The 23,726-nt window shown below is 69.8% G+C and carries 19 protein-coding genes and 1 pseudogene; 8 read left to right on the top strand and 12 right to left on the bottom strand.

Features of this window, described 5'->3' with window-relative positions; all coding sequences use genetic code 11:
- The first annotated feature begins 412 nt into the window (after positions 1-412).
- The 4 genes from ACFVKT_RS17895 to ACFVKT_RS17880 all read left to right on the top strand — a co-directional run bounded on the left by ACFVKT_RS17895 (position 413) and on the right by ACFVKT_RS17880 (position 4,963).
- Positions 413-2,197: a TIGR03767 family metallophosphoesterase gene (locus ACFVKT_RS17895; RefSeq protein ID WP_385732447.1), complete on the top strand. Its 1,785-nt coding sequence runs from the start codon at positions 413-415 to the stop codon at positions 2,195-2,197.
- 91 nt (positions 2,198-2,288) lie between these two features.
- Positions 2,289-3,446 (top strand): serine hydrolase domain-containing protein, encoded by a 1,158-nt coding sequence (locus ACFVKT_RS17890; RefSeq protein ID WP_385732445.1) that lies wholly within the window; start codon positions 2,289-2,291, stop codon positions 3,444-3,446.
- Positions 3,447-3,635: 189 nt separating this feature from the next.
- Complete coding sequence (locus ACFVKT_RS17885; RefSeq protein ID WP_385732443.1) at positions 3,636-4,307, top strand: DUF998 domain-containing protein; 672 nt, start codon at positions 3,636-3,638, stop codon at positions 4,305-4,307.
- 56 nt (positions 4,308-4,363) lie between these two features.
- On the top strand, positions 4,364-4,963 hold the full coding sequence (locus ACFVKT_RS17880; protein WP_385732441.1) for a TetR/AcrR family transcriptional regulator: 600 nt from the start codon (positions 4,364-4,366) through the stop codon (positions 4,961-4,963).
- A 77-nt stretch (positions 4,964-5,040) separates the two neighbouring features.
- Here the strand turns inward: ACFVKT_RS17880 and ACFVKT_RS17875 are convergent, their stop codons facing one another.
- The gene (locus tag ACFVKT_RS17875) at positions 5,041-6,105 is read right to left on the bottom strand and encodes a hypothetical protein (protein ID WP_385732440.1); all 1,065 of its coding nucleotides are present in this window, start codon (positions 6,103-6,105) and stop codon (positions 5,041-5,043) included.
- Between the two features lie 240 nt (positions 6,106-6,345).
- The gene (gene pepN / locus ACFVKT_RS17870; protein ID WP_385732438.1) at positions 6,346-8,940 is read right to left on the bottom strand and encodes an aminopeptidase N; all 2,595 of its coding nucleotides are present in this window, start codon (positions 8,938-8,940) and stop codon (positions 6,346-6,348) included.
- Positions 8,941-9,077: 137 nt separating this feature from the next.
- Here pepN and ACFVKT_RS17865 point away from each other — a divergent pair, with 137 nt between their 5' ends.
- Positions 9,078-9,752 (top strand): DsbA family protein, encoded by a 675-nt coding sequence (locus tag ACFVKT_RS17865; protein ID WP_385732436.1) that lies wholly within the window; start codon positions 9,078-9,080, stop codon positions 9,750-9,752.
- Between the two features lie 18 nt (positions 9,753-9,770).
- Here the strand turns inward: ACFVKT_RS17865 and ACFVKT_RS17860 are convergent, their stop codons facing one another.
- On the bottom strand, positions 9,771-9,989 hold the full coding sequence (locus ACFVKT_RS17860) for a hypothetical protein (protein WP_385732434.1): 219 nt from the start codon (positions 9,987-9,989) through the stop codon (positions 9,771-9,773).
- Positions 9,990-10,210: 221 nt separating this feature from the next.
- Here ACFVKT_RS17860 and ACFVKT_RS17855 point away from each other — a divergent pair, with 221 nt between their 5' ends.
- A complete protein-coding gene (locus ACFVKT_RS17855; RefSeq protein WP_385732432.1) occupies positions 10,211-10,837 on the top strand; it encodes a histidine phosphatase family protein in 627 nt (208 codons plus the stop codon).
- Positions 10,838-11,025: 188 nt separating this feature from the next.
- Here the strand turns inward: ACFVKT_RS17855 and ACFVKT_RS17850 are convergent, their stop codons facing one another.
- The 7 genes and pseudogenes from ACFVKT_RS17850 to ACFVKT_RS17820 all read right to left on the bottom strand — a co-directional run.
- On the bottom strand, positions 11,026-11,667 hold the full coding sequence (locus ACFVKT_RS17850) for a superoxide dismutase (protein ID WP_385732430.1): 642 nt from the start codon (positions 11,665-11,667) through the stop codon (positions 11,026-11,028).
- A gap of 112 nt (positions 11,668-11,779) precedes the next feature.
- Positions 11,780-12,679 (bottom strand): TauD/TfdA dioxygenase family protein, encoded by a 900-nt coding sequence (locus ACFVKT_RS17845; protein WP_385732427.1) that lies wholly within the window; start codon positions 12,677-12,679, stop codon positions 11,780-11,782.
- Between the two features lie 111 nt (positions 12,680-12,790).
- Entirely contained in the window at positions 12,791-14,149 is a 1,359-nt protein-coding gene (locus ACFVKT_RS17840) for an LLM class flavin-dependent oxidoreductase (RefSeq protein WP_385732425.1), read from the bottom strand.
- A complete protein-coding gene (locus ACFVKT_RS17835; RefSeq protein WP_385732423.1) occupies positions 14,146-14,892 on the bottom strand; it encodes an ABC transporter ATP-binding protein in 747 nt (248 codons plus the stop codon). The genes ACFVKT_RS17840 and ACFVKT_RS17835 overlap by 4 nt, the downstream gene beginning before the upstream one ends.
- Positions 14,868-15,725: an ABC transporter permease gene (locus tag ACFVKT_RS17830; protein WP_385732420.1), complete on the bottom strand. Its 858-nt coding sequence runs from the start codon at positions 15,723-15,725 to the stop codon at positions 14,868-14,870. Before ACFVKT_RS17830 ends, ACFVKT_RS17835 begins: the two co-directional genes overlap by 25 nt.
- A 5-nt stretch (positions 15,726-15,730) precedes the next feature.
- Positions 15,731-16,804 (bottom strand): ABC transporter substrate-binding protein, encoded by a 1,074-nt coding sequence (locus ACFVKT_RS17825; RefSeq protein ID WP_385732418.1) that lies wholly within the window; start codon positions 16,802-16,804, stop codon positions 15,731-15,733.
- 557 nt (positions 16,805-17,361) lie between these two features.
- Positions 17,362-18,570, bottom strand: a pseudogene (locus ACFVKT_RS17820) (ROK family protein); the annotation flags it as partial.
- Between the two features lie 564 nt (positions 18,571-19,134).
- On the opposite strand from ACFVKT_RS17820, the gene ACFVKT_RS17815 reads away from it, so the two are divergent.
- A complete protein-coding gene (locus ACFVKT_RS17815; protein WP_385732415.1) occupies positions 19,135-19,722 on the top strand; it encodes a biotin transporter BioY in 588 nt (195 codons plus the stop codon).
- 149 nt (positions 19,723-19,871) lie between these two features.
- Here the strand turns inward: ACFVKT_RS17815 and ACFVKT_RS17810 are convergent, their stop codons facing one another.
- Positions 19,872-20,588 (bottom strand): hypothetical protein, encoded by a 717-nt coding sequence (locus ACFVKT_RS17810; RefSeq protein ID WP_385733158.1) that lies wholly within the window; start codon positions 20,586-20,588, stop codon positions 19,872-19,874.
- Positions 20,589-20,829: 241 nt separating this feature from the next.
- Here ACFVKT_RS17810 and ACFVKT_RS17805 point away from each other — a divergent pair, with 241 nt between their 5' ends.
- On the top strand, positions 20,830-22,971 hold the full coding sequence (locus tag ACFVKT_RS17805; RefSeq protein ID WP_385732412.1) for a protein kinase: 2,142 nt from the start codon (positions 20,830-20,832) through the stop codon (positions 22,969-22,971).
- 99 nt (positions 22,972-23,070) lie between these two features.
- On the opposite strand, the gene ACFVKT_RS17800 is transcribed toward ACFVKT_RS17805, so the two are convergent.
- Positions 23,071-23,619 carry a GNAT family N-acetyltransferase gene (locus ACFVKT_RS17800; RefSeq protein WP_385732410.1) on the bottom strand — a complete coding sequence of 183 codons (549 nt, stop codon included), beginning with the start codon at positions 23,617-23,619 and terminating at the stop codon, positions 23,071-23,073.
- Positions 23,620-23,726 lie beyond the last annotated feature (107 nt).

The following is a 23,726-nucleotide window of genomic DNA, read 5'->3' as shown; positions in this document are numbered from 1 at the left end:
TACAGCTTGCCTGTTACGGCTCATCCTCAGGGATCGCTTGCCCGTGACCGTTCCCCGGGGATCACTTGCCCGTGACCGTTCCCCCGGCGATCACTTGCCCGTGACCGTTCCCCCGGGATCACTCGCCCGCGTTCCTCCGGGATCGCTCACCCGCAACCGCTCGTCAGCATCCGTGTTCCCCCGGCAGATGAACACGGAGTGACCGCTTCCAAGCCGTTGGAGGTGGGCTCCATGGACGCCCATGGCTGCGCGGAGTGGTCCAAGATCGACGTACGGTGATCGGCGCTGCTCGTTGTGGTCCAGTTAACGCGCAGGTCATCCCCGGTGCCAACGATCCAGTATGAGCGGGGCGTTCGCGACGCGAGCCTCCCGCGACCACTGTCGACGCGTTCGCAATCGGGGAGATCGCGCCATGTCGCGCATACGCTCTGTCGCCGCCGCTGCATCCGACCTCAACCGCCGCACCCTGCTGGCAGCCACCGGCGCGGTATCCCTCTCCGCGGGAATCGGCATCGCCCTGCGGCCCGGCCCCGACGCGCACGCCGCGACGGAGGCCGCCACCGGCGTGAGCGCCGCCGACGCGAGCGAGGCGCCGGTGACGGTGTCCGGCAGGGCGCCCGTCGGCCGGCTCGACCCCTACGAGCGCGGCACCACCCTGAGCAGCGTGGCCACCCCGCGCAACAGCTCCACCGGGTACCGGCGGCTCGGTGACGGCCCCGGCTGGAAGCGGGTCGTGCGCAGCGAGCTGGCCTCGGCCAAGTCGGGCCGGGCGGACCGGCGTACCGCGCTCGCCGCGTTCGTGCAGCTCACCGACCTGCACCTGATGGACACCCAGCACCCGCTGCGCCTGGAGTTCCTGCGCTCGGCCGACATCCACGCCTGGCGCCCGCACGAGATCCTGTCCGTGCAGGGCGCGGTCTCGCTCGTCGAGCGGGTCAACTCGCTGCCGGGAGCCCCCGTCACCGGCTCCCCGCTGCACTTCGCGATGACCACCGGCGACAACACGGACAACAACGCCAAGTCCGAGCTGGAATGGTTCATGAAGGTGATGAGCGGTGGCCGCATCACCCCCAACACCGGTGACCCGCGCGCCTACGAGGGTGTCCAGAACAGCGGCCTCAAGCAGTACTGGCAGCCCGACTCGGCCGCCCGCGACTCCGACAAGCAGGCCGGCTTCCCGCACATCGGCGGCTTCCTGGCGGCCGCGACCGCCGAACTGCGAAGCCCCGGCCTCAACCTCCCCTGGTACTCCACGGTCGGCAACCACGACGCCATGCCGCTCGGCACCTTCGCCTCCCACGGTGACCCCTTCCTCAGGGACTTCGCGGTCGGCGGCAAGAAACTGATGAACGCGTCGGCGGCGCAGTCCAAGGCCCTGCAGGACGCCATCAGGAAGGACACGGACCCCAACGGTGTGCGGTACCGCGAGTTCGTGCAGGCCCACGCGCGCGACCTGCGCTCGGTCACCCCGGACGAAAAGCGCGCCCCCTTCACCCCGGCCGAGTACCTGAAGACGCACCTCGACCCGGCGTACGCGGGCGTCGGCCCCATCGGACACGGCTACTCGTCGGCGAACGTCTCCGCGGGCACCCAGTACTACTCCTTCCGCATCTCCGACGACGTCATCGGCATCAGCCTCGACACCACCGACCCGGGTGGGTACTACCAGGGTTCCCTCGGGGCGGCTCAGCTGAAGTGGCTCGACAGGACGCTCCGCGACAACAAGGACTCCTACGCCGTCGTCTTCAGCCACCACACCAGCAAGTCGATGGGCAACACCCGCCGCGATCCGGCCCGCCCGAACGAGAAGCGCCACGACGGCGACGACGTCCTCGCCACGCTCGCCGGCCACGCCAACGTCCTGGCCTGGGTGAACGGTCACATCCACCGCAACGAGATCACCCCGCACCCGGCGCCCGGCGGCCGCTCCTTCTGGGAGATCTCCACCGCCTCGCACGTCGACTTCCCCCAACTGGCCCGCATCATCGAGCTGGTGGACAACAGGGACGGCACAATCTCCCTCTTCACCACCCTCGTCGAGTCCGCCGCCCCGCAGGCCACGGACTTCACCGACCTCACCCAGATGGGGCTTGCCGCCCTCTACCGCGAGCTCTCCTTCAACGCGCCGGGCGCCGGCACGTCTCTGGGGGGAACCTCGCGCGACCGCAACACGGAGCTGGTCCTCAAAAAGGGCTAGATCTCGCTCAACCGGACGGGGCCGGGCAACCTCCGCGCCCACCCACCGGGTCCCCCTTCCCGACCGATCTCGGCGATGAACGGGGAACCCCATGAACGACATACATCACACGCCACTGCGTACGGGACTGGTGGCGGCGACCGCCCTGGCGCTGGCGGCTGCCCTGGCCGGACCCGCGGTGGCGGCCGCGCCCGCCAAGGGCGACCACAGAGCCACCCGTGCGGCCATGGACGCCGCCGTGCAGGACGGCGTACCGGGCGTCACGGCGGCGGTGAAGGACAAGAACGGCATCTGGTCCGCCACCTCTGGTGTGGGCAACCTGAGGACGAAGGAGCCCCGCAGTACGGCCGACCGCTACCGCGTGGGCAGCATCACCAAGACCTTCGTCTCCACCGTCCTGCTCCAACTGGAGGCGGAGGGGCGGTTGTCGCTGGACGACAGGGTGGAGGAGTGGCTTCCGGGCGTGGTGCGCGGCAACGGCCACGACGGACGCCTGATCACGATCCGCCAGCTCCTCAATCACACCAGCGGTATCAACAACTACACGGACGACGAGGACTTCGGCAGTACGTACTTCCTCAAGGACGGCTTCCTCAAGCACCGCTACGACACCTTGACCCCGGCCCAGCTGGTCGCGATCGCCATGACCCACAAGCCGGACTTCGCCCCGGGCACCTCGTGGAACTACTCCAACACGAACTACGTGCTGGCCGGCATGGTGATCAAGCAGGTCACCGGCAACTCGTACGGCTCGGAGATCACCGACCGCATCATCAAGCCCCTGGGCCTGCACGCCACGGTCCTCCCGGGCACGAATCCCAAGGTGCCCCAGCCGAGCAGCCGTGCCTACGGCAAGCTGGCCGAGACGACGACGGGACCGACGTACGACGTCACGGAACTGAACCCTTCCCTGGCCTCCTCCGCGGGCGAGATGGTCTCCAGCTCCTCCGACCTGAACCGCTTCTACACGGCCCTCCTCCGCGGCAAGCTCCTCCCGCCGCAGCAGCTCAAGGAGATGAAGACCACCATTCTGGTCGACGAGGCCACGAACAGCGGCTACGGCCTCGGCATCGTCGGCCTGGAACTCAGCTGCGGAGTCGAACTCTGGGGCCACGACGGAGGCATCCACGGTTCGTCCTCCGTCGCCCTGACAACCCCCGACGGCAGCCACGCCCTCTCCTTCAACTTCAACAACGACTGGTCGGGGGACAGCGTGGCGGTGATCGAGGCGGAGTTCTGCGGTAAGTAGCGCTGCCTGAGCGCGAGTTGTCCTTCCGCCGCCGATGGCGGAGCCGGTTCCCTCGGTCCACTGCCGAGGGGACCGGCTGGTCTTTGCGGACGTCGACGGCACTCGGCCGCCTAATCGGATAGATCTATCCACTTGCTGGTAGGGTGACGGCATCGTTGGCGTCGTCATGTCATGGCGAGAGGAGTTCCGATGTCGCGCAGGGTCTGGTATTCGCTGGGAGCGGTGGTTCTGGTGGTGAACGCGGTGCAATGGGTGGTCGCCGAGGCGGTCACCGCGGCGGCCTGGACCGATCCGCCGTACAGCTACGCCACGAACTACATCAGCGACCTCGGCGTACCCGACTGCGGCACGCAGTTCCAGGGTCGCGACATCTGCTCTCCCTCGCATCAGCTGATGAACGCGTCGTTCATCGCCGAGGGGATCCTGTTCGCGGCCGCGGTGGTGCTGCTGTCCGGCCTGGTCACGGGCCGTGTGCAGCGCGTCGTCATCGGCCTCGGGATCGTGCACGGGGTGGGCATGGTGCTCGTCGGGCTGTTCCACGGATCCCAGGACGGCCCCGACTCCGGTCTGGTCATCCACGTCGCGGGGGCGGCGGTCGGCATCCTGTGCGCGAACACGCTGGCGATCATGGCGGGATCACTGCGGAGCCTCGGGCTGCCGCCGGCGTACCGCGTCTTCAGCATCACCGTCGGCTCCCTGGGCCTGCTGAGCGAGGCCTTCGTGGGCATGTCCACGAGCACGGCAGGGGTGTTCGAGCGCGGCGGTGTCTACTCGTGGCTGCTGTGGAGCGTCGGTACGGGCGGCCTGCTCCTGCTCAGCCGCCGGAGCAGCCCCGCCATGGTGGAGAATGCCTTGGCGTGACCCCGGATACGCAACGCCCGCTGCGAGCGGACGCGGAACGAAACCGTCGGCTGATCATGCAGACGGCAGCCCGCATGTTCGCGCAACGGGGCCCCGCCGTCACCCTCAACGAGATCGCGCGTGAGGCGGGCGTCGGAGTCGCCACGGTGTACCGGCGCTTCCCGGACCTGAACACGCTGATCGACGCCCTGTTCGCCGAACGGTTCGCCGTGCTCCTGGAGTTCATCACGGCAGCCGGGCAGCAGCCGGACCCGGGGCAGGCGCTGCGCCACTACCTCCTCGAAGCGGCGCAGTGGCGCGCCCGGGACCAGGCGATGGAGTTCATCCTGTCGAACGCGAGCATCGACACGCGGCCGATCGCCGCGCTGCGCGACGACCTGGGCCGCCTCGTGGACGGCCTGGTGGAACGGGCGGTGGCAGCGGGCGCGGTCCGCGAGGACTTCGCAAGCGCCGACGTGTACGCCTTCTTCTACATGGTCGGCGCCGTCGCCGACCGCACCCACGAGGTCGCGCCCGACGCCTGGCGCCGGTACGCCGAGGTACTGCTGCATGGCTTCGGCATGGAGGAGACCCCGGCAGCACACACCTCCGCCATGACCGATGGTCAACTGCGCCGGAGCTGGCCCAAGCCGACCGTGCGGGGACAGCCTGAGTGACCGCCCCACGACGAGGAGGGGCCACCGGCACCCCGGCGGCCCCTCCTCTCCCCTCCTGATACGACCCCGGTCCGTCACTACCGGGGCAGCACCACGACATAGGCCGCGGGATCGCGGTCGTTCGACGCCATCAGGGCGGTGCGTACGACGGTGGCCTGCTGGTCCATCGCGTCGCGCAGCTTCTTGGGGGTGATGTACACGACGGTGATGCCCAGGCGCTCCAGGTGCTCGCGTTTGCGGGCGTACTCCGACCAGAGGGCGTCCTCATCCTGGCGGGGGGCACGGGTGTCGAGCTCGACGGCCACCGCCTGTTCCGGCCAGTAGGCGTCGAGACCGCCGAGGTGGGGGCCGCCGGGCAGGCGGAGGTCCACATTCCAGACGGGATCGGGCAGGCCGAACTCCTCGACCATCCGGTACAGCCGGTCCTCGGCGATCGAGCGCCCCTCGGCGAGAAGCGAGTCCACCGCGTCCACCACATGGGGGCGAGACAGCAGCTTGGCCTGGGTCAACTCCCGTACCACGGCGGCCGGTTCGCAGTGCCCGCCGCGCACGGCCTCCGTCAGCAGCCGGCGTACGGCGTTCGCGTCCGACAGCTCCGCGACGGCGTCGGCGAGGGCGCGGGGGACGGGGGCGACCGGGACGCCGGTGATGTACGAGGGGGCGGGGAGGGATGGCGTACGGACGATGCGGGCGCAGCCCGTGGAGCGCAGGCGGCGCAGGCGGGGGACCAGGACGTCGATCTTGTCGAGGGAGAGCAGCGGGGGCGCCGACGTGAAGCCGTGCAGGGTGAGGGCCGCCAGGCCGGTGATGAGCGCGTCCGTGTAGGGCTGGGGGGCGTGCGGCGCCTCGGCTCCCGGCTGGACGGGGATCGCGGGCGCCGGCTGGGCGGGGGAGCGGGCGGCGAACATCAGGACCGCGTGCAGCCGCTCCTCGGAGGTGGGCGGCCCGGCGTGGAGAAGGAAGACGCCCGGGAGGAACTGCTGCCAGGGGCCGCCGGGCCGGCACTGCTCGTTCGTCTCGGCGGCGCTCACACCGTGCGCCCGGAGCTGCGCGGTGGTCAGCACCCGCCGCTGTACGTGGGACAGGTGACGCAGGGGGCGGGGGGAGTGGGGGGTGTGGGAGAGCGGGGTGTTGTGGTTCATGAACCGGGGTTTCCCGCACCGGGGCCGCGCTCTAACCGCTGTTACACGCTCGTCGACAAATCCGGACAAGCCCGCCCTAAAGTACGGGCGTTCGAGTGCCGAAAGGCGCTGCTCCGGATAGGGAGTAGTACGGGTTACGGCTCTGCATATCTTTACTTCGTAACCACTGAGTGCGCCGGTGTTCACCACCCCCTGAGGGCACCGGCCGCAACCGGTGCCCCCAGCTGGTGGCCACGTTCGTCAGCCCGCGGCGGCCACATCGACCGCCTGCCCCCGCAGCGCGCGGGCCAGGTCGTCCCGCGCCTCCAGCACCAGCCGGCGCAGCGCCGGTGCCGCGTTCTCGTGGGCCGCCAGCCACGCGTCCGTCGCGTCCAGGGTCTCCTGGGAGTCCTGGAAGGAGGGGAAGAGCCCCTTCACGACGTCCATGGCGATCTGGATCGAGCGGTCCGCCCAGACGCGCTCGATCGCCGCGAAGTACTTCGCGGCGTACGGAGCGAGCAACTCCCGCTGGGACGACTGGTCGAAGCCCGCGATGGTCGCCTCGACGAGCGCGTTGGAGAGGGCGTCGGACTCCACCACGGAGGCCCAGGCCTGCGCTTTGACCGCCGCCGAGGGGCGGGCGGCGAGGCAGCGGACCTGGTGGCGCTTGCCGGACGCCGTGTCGTCGCGGGCGAGTTCGGCGGCCAGCACGGCCTCGTCGGCGACCCCGTGCGCGGCCAGCGGTTCCAGGAACGCCCAGCGCAGCTCCTGGTCGACATCGAGACCGTCGATCTTCGCCGTGCCCTCCAGCAGGCCCCGAAGGAGCTGGAGATCGGCCGGGCCGGACGCGACCCGCGCGAAGAAGCGGGCCCAGGTGAGCTGGTGCTGACTGCCCGGCTCCGCGAACCGCAGCTCCTTCAGCGCGCCCTCGGCGAGCAGGTGTTCGCCCTCCGCACGCCAGTCGGGTGCCGCGTAGAAGGTGAGCGCGGAGTCGGCCCAGGCGTGCAGCATCTGCAGGACACCGATGTCGGACTCGCGTCCCGCGAAGCGCAGCACCAGGTCGAGGAAGTCGCGGGCCGGCATGAGTGCGTCACGCGTGAGGTTCCACAGCGCCGACCAGCACAGGGCGCGCGCCAGTGGATCCGTGATCTCACCGAGCCGCTCCCGCAGCGTCGCCAACGAGCCCACGTCGAAACGGATCTTGCAGTACGTCAGGTCGTCGTCGTTGACCAGGACGAGATCCGGGGCCTCGGCGCCGACCAGCTCGGCGACGACCGTACGGGGTCCGTCGACGTCCAGCTCGGCCCGCGCGTACCGCTCCACCGCGCCGTCCGGTGTCCGGCGGTACAGGCCCACCGCCACCCGGTGCGGCCGCAGTTCGGGATGGGACTCCGCCGCCTCCTGGAGGATCGCCAGCTCGGTGATCCGGCCCTCCGCGCTCAGGATCACCTGCGGGGTGAGGGAGTTCACCCCGGCCGTCTGGAGCCAGGACCGCGCCCAGGCCGCCAGGTCGCGCCCACTGGTCTCCTCCAGCACCGACAGCAGATCGCCGAGGCGCGTGTTGCCGTACGCGTTCCGCTTGAAGTAGCGGCGCGCGCCCTCCAGGAACGCGTCCTGGCCGACGTACGCGACGAGCTGCTTCAGTACGGAGGCGCCCTTGGCGTACGTGATGCCGTCGAAGTTGAGCTTGGCGTCCTGGAGGTCGCGGATGTCGGCGGTGATCGGGTGTGTGGAGGGGAGCTGGTCCGCGCGGTAGGCCCATGCCTTGCGGCGGTTGGCGAAGGTGATCCAGCCGTCCTTGAAACGGGTCGCGCCGACCAGCGAGAACGCGCCCATGAAGTCGGCGAAGGACTCCTTGAGCCACAGGTCGTCCCACCACTCCATGGTGACGAGGTCGCCGAACCACATGTGCGCCATCTCGTGCAGGATGACGTTCGCCCGGCCCTCGTACGACGCCTGCGTCACCTTGCCGCGGAAGATGAACTCCTCGCGGAACGTGACCAGTCCGGGGTTCTCCATCGCGCCGAGGTTGTACTCCGGCACGAACGCCTGGTCGTACTTCCCGAACGGGTACGGGTAGTCGAAGTGCTCGTGGAAGAAGTCCAGGCCCTGCTTGGTGACGAGGAAGACGTCCTCGGCGTCGAAGTAGGGCGCCAGGCCCTTGCGGCACATCGCGCCGAGCGGGATCTCCAGCGTCGTACCGTCGTCGAAGGTGCGGGTGTAGCTGTCGGTCACATAGTGGTACGGGCCGGCGGCGAAGGCGGTGATGTACGTCGAGATCGGCTTCGTCTCGGCGAACTTCCAGACACCGTCGGTGAGTTCGCCGACTCCGTTGCTCCAGACGGTCCATCCCTCAGGGGCCCTTACCTCGAAGCGGAAGGGGGCCTTGAGGTCGGGCTGCTCGAAGTTCGCGAAGACGCGCCGGGAGTCGGCGGGCTCGTACTGCGTGTACAGATACACCTCGCCGTCCTCGGGGTCGACGAAGCGGTGCATGCCCTCGCCGGTGCGGGAGTAGGCGCACTGAGCGTCGACGACGAGTTCGTTGTCCGCCTGGAGATCCTCGAGGGTGATCCGGGTGCCGTCGAAGACCTCGCCGGGATCGAGGTCCTTGCCGTTCAGCGAGAGGGCCGTCACACTCGGCGCGATCAGGTCGGCGAAGCTGGTGGCGCCCGGCTCGGCGGAGCGGAAACGGATGGTGGTCACCGAGCGGAAGGTGCGCGGCGCCCCGTCGGCGGCCGGACCGGTGGCCTGGTCCCCGACGGCGGAGCGCAGGTCGAGAGACACCTGGTAACCGTCGACGGACAGCAGCGCCGCCCGTTCCCGGGCCTCGTCGCGGGACAGATTCTCACCGGGCACGGGGGCACTCCCTCAGGGCTGGCCGGACAGATCGGTACAGTGCCGATCCTGCCATGTGCCCCTGACACCGGGCACCCGGGAATGGGTCGGGCGACCGACGGTGTTGGCTTCGGTAACACCACTTTTCGAGGAGAAGCATGCCCGAGCAGACCGCCCAGACGAGTTCCGGTTCCGGCAAGACCCCCGTCGACTTCTGGTTCGACCCGCTGTGCCCCTGGGCCTGGATGACCTCGCGCTGGGTTCTGGAAGTGGAGAAGGTCCGGGACATCGAGGTGCGCTGGCACATCATGAGCCTCGCGGTATTGAACGAGCCGAAGCTGGACGAGCTGCCCGAGGAGTACCGCGAGCTGCTCGCCACCAAGGCCTGGACGCCGATCCGGGTGGTGACCGCCGCCTGGCAGAAGCACGGCGACGACATCCTCGGCCCGCTGTACACCGCGCTCGGCACCCGCATCCACAACGAGGGCCAGGGCCCGACCTCCGAGGCGATCGCCGCCGCGCTCGACGAGGTCGGCCTTCCGGCGTCCCTGCTGGACTACGCCGACCAGGAGAAGTTCGAGTTCGACGCCGAGCTGCGCGCCTCCCACAAGGAGGGCATCGACAAGGTCGGCCAGGACGTGGGCACGCCCGTCATCGCCGTCCCCGGCGCCGACGGCGAGCAGATCGCCTTCTTCGGTCCGGTCGTCACCCCCACCCCCCAGGGCGAGGCCGCCGCCAGGCTCTGGGACGGCACGCTGCTGGTTGCGTCCACGCCCGGCTTCTACGAGATCAAGCGGTCGCGGACGGTGGGGCCGGACTTCAGCAACCTTTAGGTCCTAGCCGGCCAGGTCCTACTCGGCGGCGGGAATCCTCAGCTCTTCGGGGAGGGTCCCGCCGTCGCTGCTCCTGCCGCGCCGCTGGACCCTGCGGCAGCCTTCGTGGGCGCAGCGGATATAGGCGTCCACATTGGCCTGCTTCACGACCTCCCTGGTCGCCGCGCGCTCCGCGTCGTTCACCAGATGACGGAAGTCCCGCATCCTGCCGCAGTTCTTGCACCACTTGTACGGCATGTACGCCTCCTTAAAGACGCCCGGACCCGTGAGCGTAAGCGGCGAAAGCGCCCACGGGGCCATTTCCAGCCCGTCCGGCGTTTGAAGACGAGGCCGTTCGGGCCAACTGGGGGGGTCTGGGGGCGGCAGCCCCCAGGTACGGGACGGGCAGGGGCGGAGGGGGCGAGGAAAGCCCTGCGATCACCCCACGCCACACCCTCACGCCCTGGATACTGCGAGGAATGAGCACGCCCCCCGGGTCAACGACGACCCTTCTCCTCGCCCGCCACGGGCAGACCGTCTGGCACGCCGAGCGCCGCTACGCCGGCGTGAGCGACATCGCTCTCACCGACGAGGGCCGCGCCCAGGCGGAGGCACTCGGCCGCTGGTCCGCCGAGCACGGCGTCGACGCGGTCTGGACATCGACGGTGTCCCGCGCCGCAGCCACCGCGGAGCCCGCCTGCCGCACCCTCGGCCTCACCCCGCACCGCGAACCCGCCCTGAGGGAATGCGACTTCGGGGTCCTGGAGGGCCGCACCCTCGCCGAGTTCGCGGCCGAGAACCCGGCCCGCGCGAAGGCGTTCCTGACGGACCCGGTGGCGTACCCCTTCCCGGAGGCGGAGGACCCCCGCACGGCGACGGCCCGCGGCGTGAAGGCCCTGCGCGGCATCGCGACCGCGCATCCGGGCGAGCGTGTCCTGGTCGTCGCCCACAACACCCTGCTCCGCCTGGTCCTCTGCTCGCTGCTGTCCGTCCCGCTGAGCGAATACCGCCGCGTGTTCCCGCAGTTGCGCAACGCGGCGATCACCGAACTCCGGGTCGAGGACGGGACGGTCGCCCTGCTGTCGCTCAACGTGCCGTGCGCGTAAGGAAAAAGGGAAAGCCCCGCAAGTAGGGGAAGGCCCCGCAAGTAGCGGAAGCCCCCCGCGAGTAAGGGAAAGCCCCCGCGAGTCATGTCCTCGCGGGGGCTTTCCTTCCATCCGCCTGCAACGTGAAGGTTGAGAAGACGATCACGAGCAGGACGCTTTACGCATGCCCCAGAAGGGCCAGGCCCGTCTCAGGGGGTCAGCAGCAAGACATCCGCGCGGGACTTCGCCGCCGCGTAACGCCGGGCCACGTCCTGCCAGTTGACGACGGCCCACATGGCGTCGATGAAGTCGACCTTCTGGTTCTTGTACTGGAGGTAGAAGGCGTGCTCCCAGGCGTCGAAGACGAGGACCGGGACCGAGCCCTGGCCGACGTTGCCCTGGTGGTCGTAGACCTGCTCGACGACGAGACGCCCGCTGAGCGGTTCGTACGCGAGGACGCCCCAGCCCGAACCCTGCGTGGTCGCGGCGGCCTTGGTGAGCTGGGCCTTGAACCCGGCGAAGGAACCGAAGGAGTCGGTGATCGCGTCCGCCAGCTCGCCCACGCCGTCCGCGGCCAGCGGCTCGCCGCCGCCCTCACCGGTCATGTTCTGCCAGTAGATGCTGTGCAGGATGTGGCCGGAGAGGTGGAAGGCGAGGCTCTTCTCCAGCCCGTTGACCGAACCCCACGACTCCTTGTCGCGCGCCTCCGCAAGCTGCTCGAGCGTGTCGTTCGCACCCTTCACATACGCCGCGTGGTGCTTGTCGTGGTGCAGCTCGATGATCTCGGGGCTGATCACGGGGGCGAGTGCGGAGTAGTCGTACGGCAGCTCGGGCAGGGTGTAGACGGGCATGGCGGGTCCCCTCGACCTCTTATTGCAATGTATGTGCAACTACACGCTAGCAACAAAAAGGCCCTCGCGTGACGCATGCGAGGGCCTTTCGGGGGACGGGGCGGTCGCCTTGTTACTCGACGGTTGTGACCGAGGTGTAGTGCGAGGCGTCGCCCGCGATCGAGTAGCTCTCCTTGCCCTCGATGCCGACCGGCACGTCACCGGCGACGGTCACGCGGTGCAGACGGCGGGGCTGTCCGTCGTAGTTGTCGATGGCGTAGTGCTGGGTGATCCGGTTGTCGAAGAGGACGAGCTGATTCGGGGACCAGCGCCAGCGAAGGATGTTCTCGGGCCGGGTGACGTACGCCTGGAGGATGTCGAGGATCTTGCGGGACTCGCCCAGCGACAGGCCGAGGATCCGCTGCGCGAACCCGCCGATGAACAGCCCGCGTTCGCCGGTCAGCGGGTGGACCCGGACGACCGGGTGGGCCGTGCGGAAGTTGATGGACGTGAACTGGGCGCGCTGCTCGGCCTGTTCCGCGTCGATCTCCTCGTCCGGCACCGCGTAGTCGTAGTCGTTGGTGTGCTCGGCCCAGAGGCTGTCGGCGAGTTGGCGCAGCGGCTCGGGCAGATCGCGGTAGGCGGCCGCCGAGTTGGCGATGAGGGTCTCGCCGCCGTACGGCGGGATGGTGATGCTGCGCAGGGTGCTGGCCTGGGGCGGGTTGAGGACGAAGGTGACGTCGGTGTGCCAGTGGTTGGCGCGGCCCCGCTCGCTGTCCACGGGCAGCACGTTCGGGGCGCCGGCGACCGCGGGCACGGTCGGGTGCGCGGTGGTCAGGTCGCCGAACTGGCGGGCGAAGGCCTGCTGGCCCTCGTCGTCCAGGCCGTCGGCGTCGAAGACCAGCGCCTTGTGCTCGTTGAGGGCCGCGCGGACGGCGGCGATGGTCTCGTCGTCGAGGGGCTTGGCGATGTCGATGCCGGACACCTGGGCGCCGATCTTCGCGGTGACCTTGCGGATCTCTATCTCGGACATGTGCGGGTCCTTTCGGTTCGGACGCGGGCGATTTCAGCGGGCCGTCTCAGTGGGCGATTTCAGCGGACGGTCTCAGCGGACGGTCTCCGTGGGCGGTCTCAGTGGACGGTCTCAGTGGGCGGCGAGTACCGGGCTTGCGTACTGATTGGCCGGCCGCGGAAGCCCGTACCGCTCCCGCAGGGTCTGCCGCGGCCCGTACTCCGTGCGGAGCAGACCGCGGGTGCGCAGGATCGGCACGACCTGGTCGACGAAGAGTTCGAGGCCGGAAGGCAGTACGGCGGGCATGATGTTGAAGCCGTCCGCGGCGCCGAGCCGGAACCAGTCCTCGATCGCGTCTGCGACCTGCGCGGGCGTACCGGTGAACGTCAGGTGCCCGCGGCCCCCGCCGAGCCGGCCGATCAGCTCGCGGACGGTGAGCCGCTCGCGCCGGGCGAGTTCGACCACGAGTGTGTAGCGGCTCTTGGCGCCCTCGATGGCACTCTCCGGCGGCAGGTCGGCGGGCAGTTGGGCGTCGAGGTCGAGCGTGCCCGGCTCCAGATGCAGCAGGTGTTCCAGGCGGTACAGACCGTGCTCGTACACGATGTGGTCCTCGAGGACCCGCTCGTGTGCGCGCGCCTCGGCCTCGGTCGAGCCGATGACCGGGACGATGCCGGGCAGGATCTTGATGTGGTCCGGGTCCCGGCCCGCCGCGCCCGTACGGGACTTGAGGTCGGCGTAGAAGTCCTGCGCGTCCTTGAGGGTCTGCTGCGCGGTGAAGACCGCCTCCGCGTACCGGGCCGCGAAGCGCTTGCCGTCGTCGGAGGACCCGGCCTGTACGAGGAGCGGGTAACCCTGGGGTGTGCGGGGGACGTTGAGGGCGCCCTCGACACTGAAGTACGTCCCCTTGTGGCGCGGCGGATGGAGCTTGCGCTCGTCGCCCCAGACGCCCGTCGCCTTGTCGCCGACGACCAGGTCGTCCTCCCAGCTGTCCCAGAGCTTGAGCGCCACGTCGAGGAACTCGGCGGCGCGCTCGTAGCGGGTGGCGTGGGCGGGCTCGTCGTCGAGGCCGAAGTTGCGGGCGGCCTCGGCGCCGGCGGTGGTGACGATGTTCCAGCCGGCCCGGCCGCCGCTGAGATGGTCCAGGGAGGCGAATCTGCGGGCCAGGTTGTAGGGGGAGTTGTAGGAGGTCGAGGCGGTGGCGATCAGGCCGATGTGCTGGGTGGCCGTGGCGATCGCGGTGAGCAGGGTGATGGGTTCGAGGGTGCCGGACGGGCGCTGGCCGACGCTGTTGAACAGCACCGGGCCGTCGGCGAGGAAGAGCGAGTCGAAGGTGCCGCGTTCGGCGATTCGGGCGAGGTTGACGTAGTGCGCGAGGTCGACGCTCGCGTACGGATCGCTCTCGGGCAGCCGCCAGGACGCCTCGTGGTGCCCGGTGTTCATCAGGAAGGCGTTGAGGTGCAGCTGACGCGAATCGGTCGGTGATGTGGTCACTTGTGGTCCTCCGTGACGCCCAGGGCGGCGAGCAGCCGCTCGCGGTACTCACCGAGCAGCGGGTCGCGATACGAGCGGGGGTGCGGGATGTCGACGGTCAGGTCAAGGCCGATGCGCCCCTGGTCGAGCACGAGCACCCGGTCGGCGAGCACGATCGCCTCGTCCACGTCGTGCGTGACGAGCAGCACGGAGGGCCGGTGGCGCTCCCACAGCTCGCGCAGCAGGACGTGCATCTTGATCCGGGTGAGCGCGTCCAGGGCGCCGAACGGCTCGTCGGCTAGGAGGAGTTCGGGCTCGCGGACCAGCGAGCGGGCCAGGGCGGCGCGCTGGGCCTCGCCGCCGGACAGCTCGTTGGGCCAGGCCCGTTCGCGACCCGCGAGGCCCACCTCGGAGAGCGCGGCGCGACCGCGTTCGGCGGCCTCCTTGCCGTCCGCGCCGAGCAGTACGTTGTCCAGGACCCGGCGCCAGGGGAGCAGCCGGGAGTCCTGGAAGACGACCGACACCCGTTCAGGGGCGGACAGTTGGCCACTGCCGACGACGGTGTGGTCGAGGCCGGCGATGGCCCGCAGCAGGGTGCTCTTGCCGGAGCCGCTGTGCCCGAGCAGGGCCGTGAACTGGCCCGCCGGAAGGTCGAGGTCGACGTCGTCGAGGACCTTGCGGCCCTCGAAGGAGCGTGTCAGGCCCCGGAGTTGGACGGTGGGCTGCTTTTGTGTAGGTGTCAGTTGCTCAGCGTGCGTCGCCATGACAGCACCCTCCGTTCGATGAGACGGACCGCGCTGTCGGAGACCAGACCGAAGACCCCGTAGATCAGCAGACCGACGAGGATCACGTCGCTCTGGCCGTAGTTCTGGGCCTGGAACATCATGTAACCGAGGCCGTTGGTGGCGTTGATCTGCTCCAGGACGACCAGGGACAGCCAGGACCCGGTCACCCCGAGCCGCAGCCCGACGAAGAAGCCGGGCAGCGCGCCGGGGATGACGATCTGCCGGATGAAGGCGACCCTGGACAGCCCCTGGACCTCGGCGAGTTCGACATAGCGGTGGTCGATGCCGGACAGGGCCGAGTGCAGGTTCAGATAGATCGGGATGTAGACGACGATGGCGATGATCGCGATCTTGAAGGTCTCGCCGATGCCCAGCCAGAGGATGAACAGCGGGATCAGACCGAGTGTCGGGATGGCCCGGTTGAGCTGCACCGTCCCGTCGATCAGTGCCTCGCCGACCCGGCTGAGCCCGGACGCGAGCGCCAGGACCACCCCGGCGGTCAGGCCGAGCGCGAACCCGTACCCGGCGCGTTCCAGGGACGTGAGCACATCCGTGGGGAGTGTGCCGTCCGTCCACAGGTGACCGGCGGTGCTGAGGACCGTCCAGGGCGCCGGTATCGCGCCCGGGTCAAGCTGCCCGGCGGCCGAGGCGACGGCCCACAGGGCGAAGAACAGGGCGGGGCCGATGATGCGGGAGGCGGGCAGCCGCTTGCCGGGGGCGAGTCCGCGGCGCCGGGTTCGAGCGGGCTTCCGTGTGACCTCCACAGGAGCGGGGGCCGTGGTGGTCACTGTGCTGGTCGTGGTGGTGGTCATGGCGGTCAACTCCGGTACTCGGCGGGTACGGACTTCGCCGCGATGCCCTCGAAGCGCCGGTCGAAGAGTGAGTCGACCTTGAACGCCTTCACGAAACCGCCCTCGGCCAGCAGATCCGCGGTCTCCTGCTCCCACTTCACCGCCTCGTCCCAACTCGGCGGGTACAGCGGCTTGTTGACGAGTTCAGTGATCGACTGAGCCTGTTCGAGGGTGAGGTTCTGCGTCTTGACGAAGAACTCCTCGTTCCACTCGTCGGGGTGCTCGTACGCCCACACGGTGCCCTGCGCCCAGCGCGGGATGTACGCGGCGATCGCGGAGGCCTTGGCGGGGTCGGCGAGCACGGAGGTGGGCGCCCACAGGAGGTTGAGGAGGTCCACCACGTCGGTGGCGATGATGTGCGCGCCCTTGGACTCGTACTGCTTGAGGTAGGCGGGCACCTGCTCGTTGCCGAGCGGGGCTATGTCCACCTGGCCGGACTGGAGCGCGGTGAGGAACTGGTTGCTGGTCAGCGGCACCAGCTCCGCGTCGTCGTACGACAGCCCCGCCTCCTTGAGAGCGCGCAGGAGCACGACGCCCTGTGCCTGACCCTGTGAGAACGCCAGCTTCTTGCCCTTGAAGCCCTGGATGTCCTTGATGTCGCTGCCGGGTTTGGTGGCGAAGGCGTAGTTGGGCTTGCGGGTGACGTTGATCGCGACGATCTTCGCGTCGAAACCCTGGTAGTGCGCCTGGATCGGCGGGATGCCCGCGTTGTTGGCGAGGTCCAGGGACTTGGCGCGGAAGGCGTTGATGACATCGGGACCTGCGCCGATGTTCGGCCAGTCGGCCACGGTGAAGGGCAGGTCGTCGAGGCCCGCCAGCTTGAACTGGATCTGCTGCCTGCCCTGGTACGAGGCGATTTTGAGGCTCGTACCGGACGGCACCTTGGCGGCCAGCGGGGCGGACGTGGATCCCTTGGAGGAGGTGCTGGCGGAACTGCTGCCCGCGCAGCCGCTGAGGCCGGCGACAGCGGCGGCGCCGAGCAGGGAGGACAGGAACAGCCGCCGGTCGATACCGGACGCGGAGGAGGACAGTGGTGACATGGGAGTACTCCGGGGATTCAAGTGGCAGGAGGACGCGCGGAATTACCGGACAGGGCAGAGCCTGGAAAAGGTGAATGAGCGCATGAGGGCGCACGCCGGGGGCGAGGAGGTACACGCCGGAGGCGCGGCAGAAGGGAAGCCGGATGTGCGAGTGGACGTCAGTGCGTCAACGCGTCAGCAACAATGCGCGCGTGCGACCCGCATGAGGTCGATGACACGGCACTTGGTGAGCGGAACCTGCACTCGCGAGCTGCTCATGAGGAGGATGCTCCTTGTCGCCCGTCAGGCCTGTCAATATTCGGAGTTTCTGAATTAAATCGGCCCCGGTGAGGCCCCGAAGACGGCCTTGGTATCCGCCCCGACGACTGTCCCGGCAGCGGCTCCGGCGACCGGCCTGGCATGGGCTCCGGCGACCGACGTGGCGTCGGCCCCGCTGATCGGCCTGGCGTCGGCTCCGGTGATCGGCCTGGCGACGGCCCTGGCGTCGGCTCCGGTGACCGACCTGGAGTCGGCCTCGGCGATCGTCCCGGTGTCGGCTCCGACGGCGGCGGCCCCGGTATCGGCTCGGGTGACGCTCCCAGCGGATCCCGGTAGAACACGTCGAGAGCCACCGAACCACCCGCCACGGCCAGTACGGATTCCGGGAAGCTGGTCGGCACGACGTCTGCCGCCCGGTCGCGCCCGACCGCCTCGCGCAGCGCCCGCAGGCAGTCCTCCCGGTACATGACACCGACCTCGGTGACGACGACGGTCTCCGGATTGAGCACGTCGAGCAGCAGCCCCGCGGCCCGCCCGATCATCCGGGCGCGGTCCAGCAGCAGCCGTACGGCGGTCCGGTCACCCTCCGCCGCCGCGGCCACGACGTGCATCGGGTTCACGCCGGCGATGACCCCTGCCTCGCGGGCCCGCCGGCACAGTGTCCGCTCGCTCAACTCGGCCTGGAGGCAGCCGGTCCGGCCGCAGCCGCACCGCTCGGTGCCGCCCGCGAGCGGCAGATGGGCGATCGCCCCGGCCTGGGAGCGGGGGCCGTAGTGCACCTCGTCATGGGTGGCGAAGGCCGCGTCCACCACGTTGCCGACGAACAGATGCAGCACGCTCCGGCTGCCGCGCGCCCGCCCGAACAGCCGCTCCCCGTTGACCAACGCGCGCGCGTGGCCGTCCACATGGACGGGCAGCCCGGTGCGCGCGCCGATCGCATCCCGTACGGCGACCTCGCGCCAGCCCAGCATGGGGTGCTCGACGATGGTCCCGGAGTCCCGGTCCACCCAGCCCCCGGTCGCCACGCCCACGCCCAGCGGCGTACGGCCGGGAACGTCGGCCAGCAGCGCGCCGAGCCCGTCGGCGGCGTTCGCCAGTACCCGGCCCGGCTCGGTGTCACCGCTGTGGCTCAACTCCCGCTCCGCCACCACCCGGCCGCGCAGATCGAGCAGCGCGACCGTCGTGTACGGCACCGCCACGTGCACTCCGCCGACCACGAACCGGGCGTCGTCCAGGTCGACCGGTACGTGCGGGCGTCCCACGCCCTTCGACTGCCGGGGCGTGGGCGCCTCCTGGATCAGGCCGAGCCCCGCGAACTCGGCGCAGTAGTCGGTCACCGACGCCGGGGACAGCCCGGTCAGCCGGGCGACGGTGCTCCGCGCGACCGGCCCGTGCTCCAGGACCGACCGCAGGATGACACTGGCGCTGGTCCTGCGGCGCGCGCTGTCGGCGGCTCGATGGGGAGTGTGGGGAGGGGGTGTTCGGGGTGGTGCCGCGGTACGGGGCATGGAGAGCATGGAGAACTTCCTCGGGGCCGGTCCGACACTGCGCCGTCTTCGTCTCGGCGAGCCGGATCCGCTCCGTCCCGCCTACACCGTGCGGCGACAGGTGGCCGTGCCCTGGCGGCGCAGGTCGACATAGCGACGCGACGCGAAGTTCTCAGCCTGGGCAACCATGGGGTGAAGGGTAGGGCCTGCCCGGTGGATCCTGCTAGGGCCGGGTTTCTTCGCCACTCCGGTCCGTTTCAGCCCGTCCGGCGTTTGAGGACGAGGCCGTCCAGGCCGATGCGGGGGTCTGGGGGCGGCAGCCCCCAGGTACGGGACGGGCAGGGGCGGAGGGGGCGAAAGAACTTTTGGCGGGACCCCACAGTTCCGGCAGGCCTCACCCCCGTGCCCAGACCGATCCCACCTCAGTGACCAGCATCACGCCCTCGCAGGTGTACCCCACCCTCTTTGTGAGAAGCCGACCAACCCCCCGCTCCCCCCTTTGTCGACGGCTGACGGTGATCGCCCACGCACCCCTGGGATAGCGTCACCGTGTCCCGAACCTGCCGTCACCCCGCCGGAGTCCCCATGAGCACCGCTGCCGCCACCACCCGCCCGGGCATACGCCCCGGCGAGGTCCTCGCCGACCTGCTCCCCGCTTCCCGCGTCAGGGACACCGCCCTGGTCCTCGGCGGAGCCGCCCTCACCGGCCTCGCCGCCCAGATCGCCCTCCCCGTGCCGGGCTCTCCGGTCCCGGTGACGGGCCAGACCTTCGCGGCACTCCTCGTGGGCACCGCCCTCGGCACCAGCCGGGGTCTCTTCTCCCTCGCCACGTACGCGCTGCTCGGCCTGGCCGGCGTCCCGTGGTTCGCCGGCGGCGGCTCAGGCGCCACCGTCTCCTTCGGCTACATCCTCGGCATGCTGCTCGCCGCCACCGTCGTGGGCGCACTCGCCCGCCGCGGCGCCGACCGCTCCGTCCTGCGCATGGCGGGCACGATGCTGCTGGGCGAGGCGATCATCTACGCGATCGGCGTCCCGTATCTGGCCTCCGCCGCCGACATGTCGCTCAGCGCGGCCGTCGCGGTGGGCCTCACCCCGTTCCTGCTCGGCGACGCCCTCAAGGCGGCGCTGGCGATGGGCGTGCTGCCCACGGCCTGGAAGTTCATCAACCGCTGACGTCCGGCCGGTGAAGCCGGTGAACGCCTGAAGGCCGGTGAAGGTCTTGAAGCCGGTGAAGGCCGGTGAAGGCCGGTGAAGCAGGGTGAAGGGGCTGGGAGCCGCACGAGGCTCCCAGCCCCTTCACCTTTCGCCTCCCGATTCCCGATTCAGCGCTGCTGCGGCCGCCGGTGAACCCACCACAGGCCGGCCGCCCCCGCCGAGACCAGCGCCGCGCCCGCCGCGCCGAGCGGCAGGACGTCGCTCCCGCCGCCGGTCCTGGGCAGCTCGTCACCGCCGGGTGCCACGGGTGTGTTGTCGGTGCCGAGCAGCAGCGGGGTGGCCGGGGCGTTCGGCGACGGGTTCGTCGTACCGAACGGCACCGGGCCCTGCTGCCAGAACGTCTTCGCCCCGTCGCTCGTCTGCACCGGCAGACAGATCTTTCCGGTCTTGCTCAGATCGAAAGTGGCGTCGACGTCGTACGACTTCGACTTGCCCGCCGCGAGCCTGCCTACGGCGCAACTGAAACCACTGTTCGATCCCTCGGGAAGATCCCCTTCCGCAATCGCGGAACAGTCCTTCACGCCTTTGACCGTCAGGCCGTCGAAACCGACGACCAAAAGCCTGATGTCGCCGCTTTCCTCGGTCCCTTCGTTCTTCACAGTGGCGGTGATCGCCGTATTCTGTGAACTGTTGTCCACGGAAATGCTCTCCGGCAGCTGGGTGGTCAGCTTTACACCCGCCGGTGCCTCGTCAACCGCCTTTCCCCCTTTACTGCTCCCCGGTCCCTGGTCGTCCGCCACGGCGGTGTAGGAAAGGATCATCACGGCCGAGAAAGATGCCGTGAGCAGTGATCCAGCGATGATCGTCGTCCGACGAGAACTCATGTTCGTCCCCCTTGGCTGCGCCTGAATTCGCAGTACTTGAAGAGGTACCACAAGATTTCTCCGCACTATGCTGGTACGGCATGAAGTGTGACCATTGTGTTTCTGAGTGGTTCTGGTGTTACGGGCGATTGTGACGGGTGTTGAGGGGGTGCGGGGATTGTCGGGGAATGTGCAGGGCGGTGTTCCGGGGTTATTGGTGACGGGGCGTTATCGGTTGGTCGAAAGCATTGGACAGGGGGGAATGGGGCGGGTGTGGCGAGCCGCCGACGACATGCTCGACCGGCAGGTCGCCGTCAAGGAAATGCGGATAGACGGACTGGACCCGGAGGACACCCGCACCCGCCGGGAACGCACTTTGCGTGAGGCCAGGGCCACGGCCCGGATCGACCACCCCAATGTCGTACGCATCTACGACGTCGTGGATGAGGGCGAGCGCCTCTGGATCGTCATGGAACTGGTCGCCGGCCGCTCGCTGGAGCAGATCGTGGTGGAGGACGGGCCGCTCAGCGCGCGCGAGGCGGCCCGTATCGGGCTCGAACTGGTCGTGGCACTGCGCCAGGTGCACGCAGGGGGAGTGCTGCACCGCGACATCAAACCGGGCAACGTCCTGGTCGAGCGGAGCGGTCGGCGAGTCGTCCTGACCGACTTCGGCATCGCCGCGATCCAGGACGCGAAGGCGCTGACCATGGCCGGGATGCTGGTCGGTTCCCCCGACTACATGGCGCCCGAACGCGTCTCGGGCCGCCCGCAGGGCCCGCCCTCCGACGTGTGGTCCCTGGGCGCGACCCTCTGCGCGGCACTCGGCGGCCGGTCGCCCTTCTCCCGAGCCACCACCCTGGCCACCCTGCACGCCGTCCTGTACGAGGAACCCGAACTCCCCGCGTCCGCGGGCGAGTTGCGGGACATCCTGGCGGAACTCCTGGAGAAGGAGCCGTCCACCCGACCCGGCCTGGAGGAACTCGAGGCGGAACTCCGACGGTTGGTGTTCCTGGGCGCGGAGGCGCCGGGAGAGGCAGTCGCTGCGGGGGGAGCGGGCGAGGCGGGCGAGGCCGGAGGAGCCGCTCCCGATCCGGACACGGAGGGATCAGGACCCGACCACGGCCCCGACGCTGACCGCGACCGCGACCGCGACCCCGGCCACGGCCCCGGTCCCGATCACGGCCCCGACCCAAAGCCGCCGCACGAAGCGCCGGGGACCGCGCCCCCCGTTCCGCCGGTCCACGCCGAGGCGCCCACACCCGTGCTCCTGGACGCGGAGTTGATGAGCGAGGTACGGCAGCCGGAGCCCGCGTACGAGCCGGAGCCCGCGTACGAGCCGGAGCCCGCGTACGAGCCGGAGCCCGCGTACGAGCCGGAGCCCGCGTACGAGCCGGAACGCCGGTCCGAGCCCCCACCCCGAATGGAGCCTGACCCCGACCCCATAGAGGACGCGATACCGGCGCACCACGCCCCGACGCGGACGAGCTCGCTCGACTTCAGGAAGCGCCGGCAGCCGCCGCCCGCAGTCGAGGAAGCCACGCCCGAGCCACTCAACACAGGGAAGACCTTCAGCGCCCCCGGCGCAGTGAACGCCTCCACCGAAGTCCCCTCCGAGCTACGCGCGGAGCTCGGCTCCACAACCCCCTCCCCCTTCCCCTCCCTCACCCCCTCTCCCTCTCCGTCTCCAACGGCGGAGGCGGTGACGGAGGCCCAGATGCCGTCGGCGTCCGCTCCCACGTCGATGCCCCCCGGCGAACTCCCCGGCCCCGCCGTGCCTGCGGGCCCGCGCCCGAGCCGGCGCCGCTTGGGGCTGGTCACCGCGAGCGCCGTGGCCGTGGCGGGGGTGGCCGTCTGGCTGGTCATCGCGGCGACCGGCGGACCGCCCGATGACAACAAGGCGAGCCCCCCGACGTCAGCGGCGCCGAGCGATTCGGTGGGGAGCGCCTCGCCCACCGTCGAGGGCACCTCGCGTCCGCCCAGCCTGCCCCCGGGCGCGCACCGCGAGGCCGGCGGGTACGCGTGGGTGACGCCCAAGGGCTGGCGGCGGGACCTGAAGACGGGCTCCGAGGTGCACTACACGTCGCCCGACGGCAAACAGGAGCTCGTGGCCAAGTCCTCCCTCGCCAAGGGCGACCTCATGGAGACATGGCAGACCTCGGAGCAGAACGCCCGCCAGGGGCAGGGCTATCAGAAGATCCGCCTGGAGGAGACGACCTTCAGGGGCAGGCCCGCGATCGTCTGGGAGTACCTCTTCACGCTCCAAGGGACGCCCTGGCACGCCCAGTTGCTCGGCTTCGACGCCGACGGGAAGTCGTACCAGGTCAACATCTGGTACCAGCCGGACGTCGAGGACCAGGCGCTCGAGATCTACGAACAGGTCAAGAAGGACTTCACCGTGCTCTAGATGATCGGTTCCAAGGAATCAGTTCCAAGGGATCAGTGAGCGTAGGACAGGAGGTGAGCGCGCGGGGGTGCCGCCGGCCCTGGAAGAGCTTCTGCGGCGTCACGCGGGGTGCACCCACTCCTCGCGAAGCATCCCGAAGAGCACACGGTCATAGCGCTCTCCCTCCATCAGTACCGCCGACCGGCGGCGGCCTTCCTCACGGAAGCCCAGCCTGGTGAAGGCGCGCACGGCGCGTTCGTTGCCGCTCCACGTGTCCAGCTCCAGCCGGTTCAGGCAGTACGCGCCGAACAGGTGGCTCACGAGCAGCCGCAACGCGTCGCTGCCATGGCCGCAACCCCAGAACTCCCGCTCGCCGATGGTGACTCCGAGTGTGGCCACTGCGGCGTGCGGGTCCAGGTCCCGGTAGTCGGCCATGCCTATCACCCTGCCGCTTGCCAGATCCTCGACCGTGAACACGGCCGACTCCCTCGGGGGCAGGCGCAGCATGGTGTCGAAGCCGAGCCCGATCGCCTCTGCTGTGACCGGGCCGAAACCTGGATCGCCGGCTGCGGCCCAGCGGACCACTTCCGGGTCGTTGCGCCACCGGAGATGATGCTCCGCGTCGTCGGAGCGCAGCGCACGGAGCCTTACCAAACGTCCTTCGAACATTGAGTAACCCTAATAGATTGAGCAACCCTGATAGAGCGCCCTAATAGAGCGCAGAACCGCCGAGGCAGACGGCAGGGAGGGGCCCGCGGCGAGGACGAACGCCGCGG

Origin of the sequence: Streptomyces sp. NPDC127595, from assembly GCF_042671685.1 — a bacterium.
Classification (GTDB): Bacteria; Actinomycetota; Actinomycetes; order Streptomycetales; family Streptomycetaceae; genus Streptomyces.
This window is presented reverse-complemented; position numbering and strand designations above follow the sequence as displayed.

Coding starts and splice junctions, on each gene's coding strand:
- ACFVKT_RS17880 (WP_385732441.1), top strand. CDS start 4,364: ATGCAGACGGCAGCCCGCATGTTCGCGCAACGGGGCCCCGCCGTCACC.
- ACFVKT_RS17805 (WP_385732412.1), top strand. CDS start 20,830: ATGGGGCGGGTGTGGCGAGCCGCCGACGACATGCTCGACCGGCAGGTC.
- ACFVKT_RS17815 (WP_385732415.1), top strand. CDS start 19,135: ATGAGCACCGCTGCCGCCACCACCCGCCCGGGCATACGCCCCGGCGAG.
- ACFVKT_RS17800 (WP_385732410.1), bottom strand. CDS start 23,619: ATGTTCGAAGGACGTTTGGTAAGGCTCCGTGCGCTGCGCTCCGACGAC.
- ACFVKT_RS17875 (WP_385732440.1), bottom strand. CDS start 6,105: ATGAACCACAACACCCCGCTCTCCCACACCCCCCACTCCCCCCGCCCC.
- ACFVKT_RS17845 (WP_385732427.1), bottom strand. CDS start 12,679: ATGTCCGAGATAGAGATCCGCAAGGTCACCGCGAAGATCGGCGCCCAG.
- ACFVKT_RS17865 (WP_385732436.1), top strand. CDS start 9,078: ATGCCCGAGCAGACCGCCCAGACGAGTTCCGGTTCCGGCAAGACCCCC.
- ACFVKT_RS17860 (WP_385732434.1), bottom strand. CDS start 9,989: ATGCCGTACAAGTGGTGCAAGAACTGCGGCAGGATGCGGGACTTCCGT.
- ACFVKT_RS17885 (WP_385732443.1), top strand. CDS start 3,636: ATGTCGCGCAGGGTCTGGTATTCGCTGGGAGCGGTGGTTCTGGTGGTG.
- ACFVKT_RS17855 (WP_385732432.1), top strand. CDS start 10,211: ATGAGCACGCCCCCCGGGTCAACGACGACCCTTCTCCTCGCCCGCCAC.
- ACFVKT_RS17850 (WP_385732430.1), bottom strand. CDS start 11,667: ATGCCCGTCTACACCCTGCCCGAGCTGCCGTACGACTACTCCGCACTC.
- ACFVKT_RS17835 (WP_385732423.1), bottom strand. CDS start 14,892: ATGGCGACGCACGCTGAGCAACTGACACCTACACAAAAGCAGCCCACC.
- ACFVKT_RS17810 (WP_385733158.1), bottom strand. CDS start 20,588: ATGAGTTCTCGTCGGACGACGATCATCGCTGGATCACTGCTCACGGCA.
- ACFVKT_RS17825 (WP_385732418.1), bottom strand. CDS start 16,804: ATGTCACCACTGTCCTCCTCCGCGTCCGGTATCGACCGGCGGCTGTTC.
- ACFVKT_RS17895 (WP_385732447.1), top strand. CDS start 413: ATGTCGCGCATACGCTCTGTCGCCGCCGCTGCATCCGACCTCAACCGC.
- ACFVKT_RS17890 (WP_385732445.1), top strand. CDS start 2,289: ATGAACGACATACATCACACGCCACTGCGTACGGGACTGGTGGCGGCG.
- ACFVKT_RS17830 (WP_385732420.1), bottom strand. CDS start 15,725: ATGACCACCACCACGACCAGCACAGTGACCACCACGGCCCCCGCTCCT.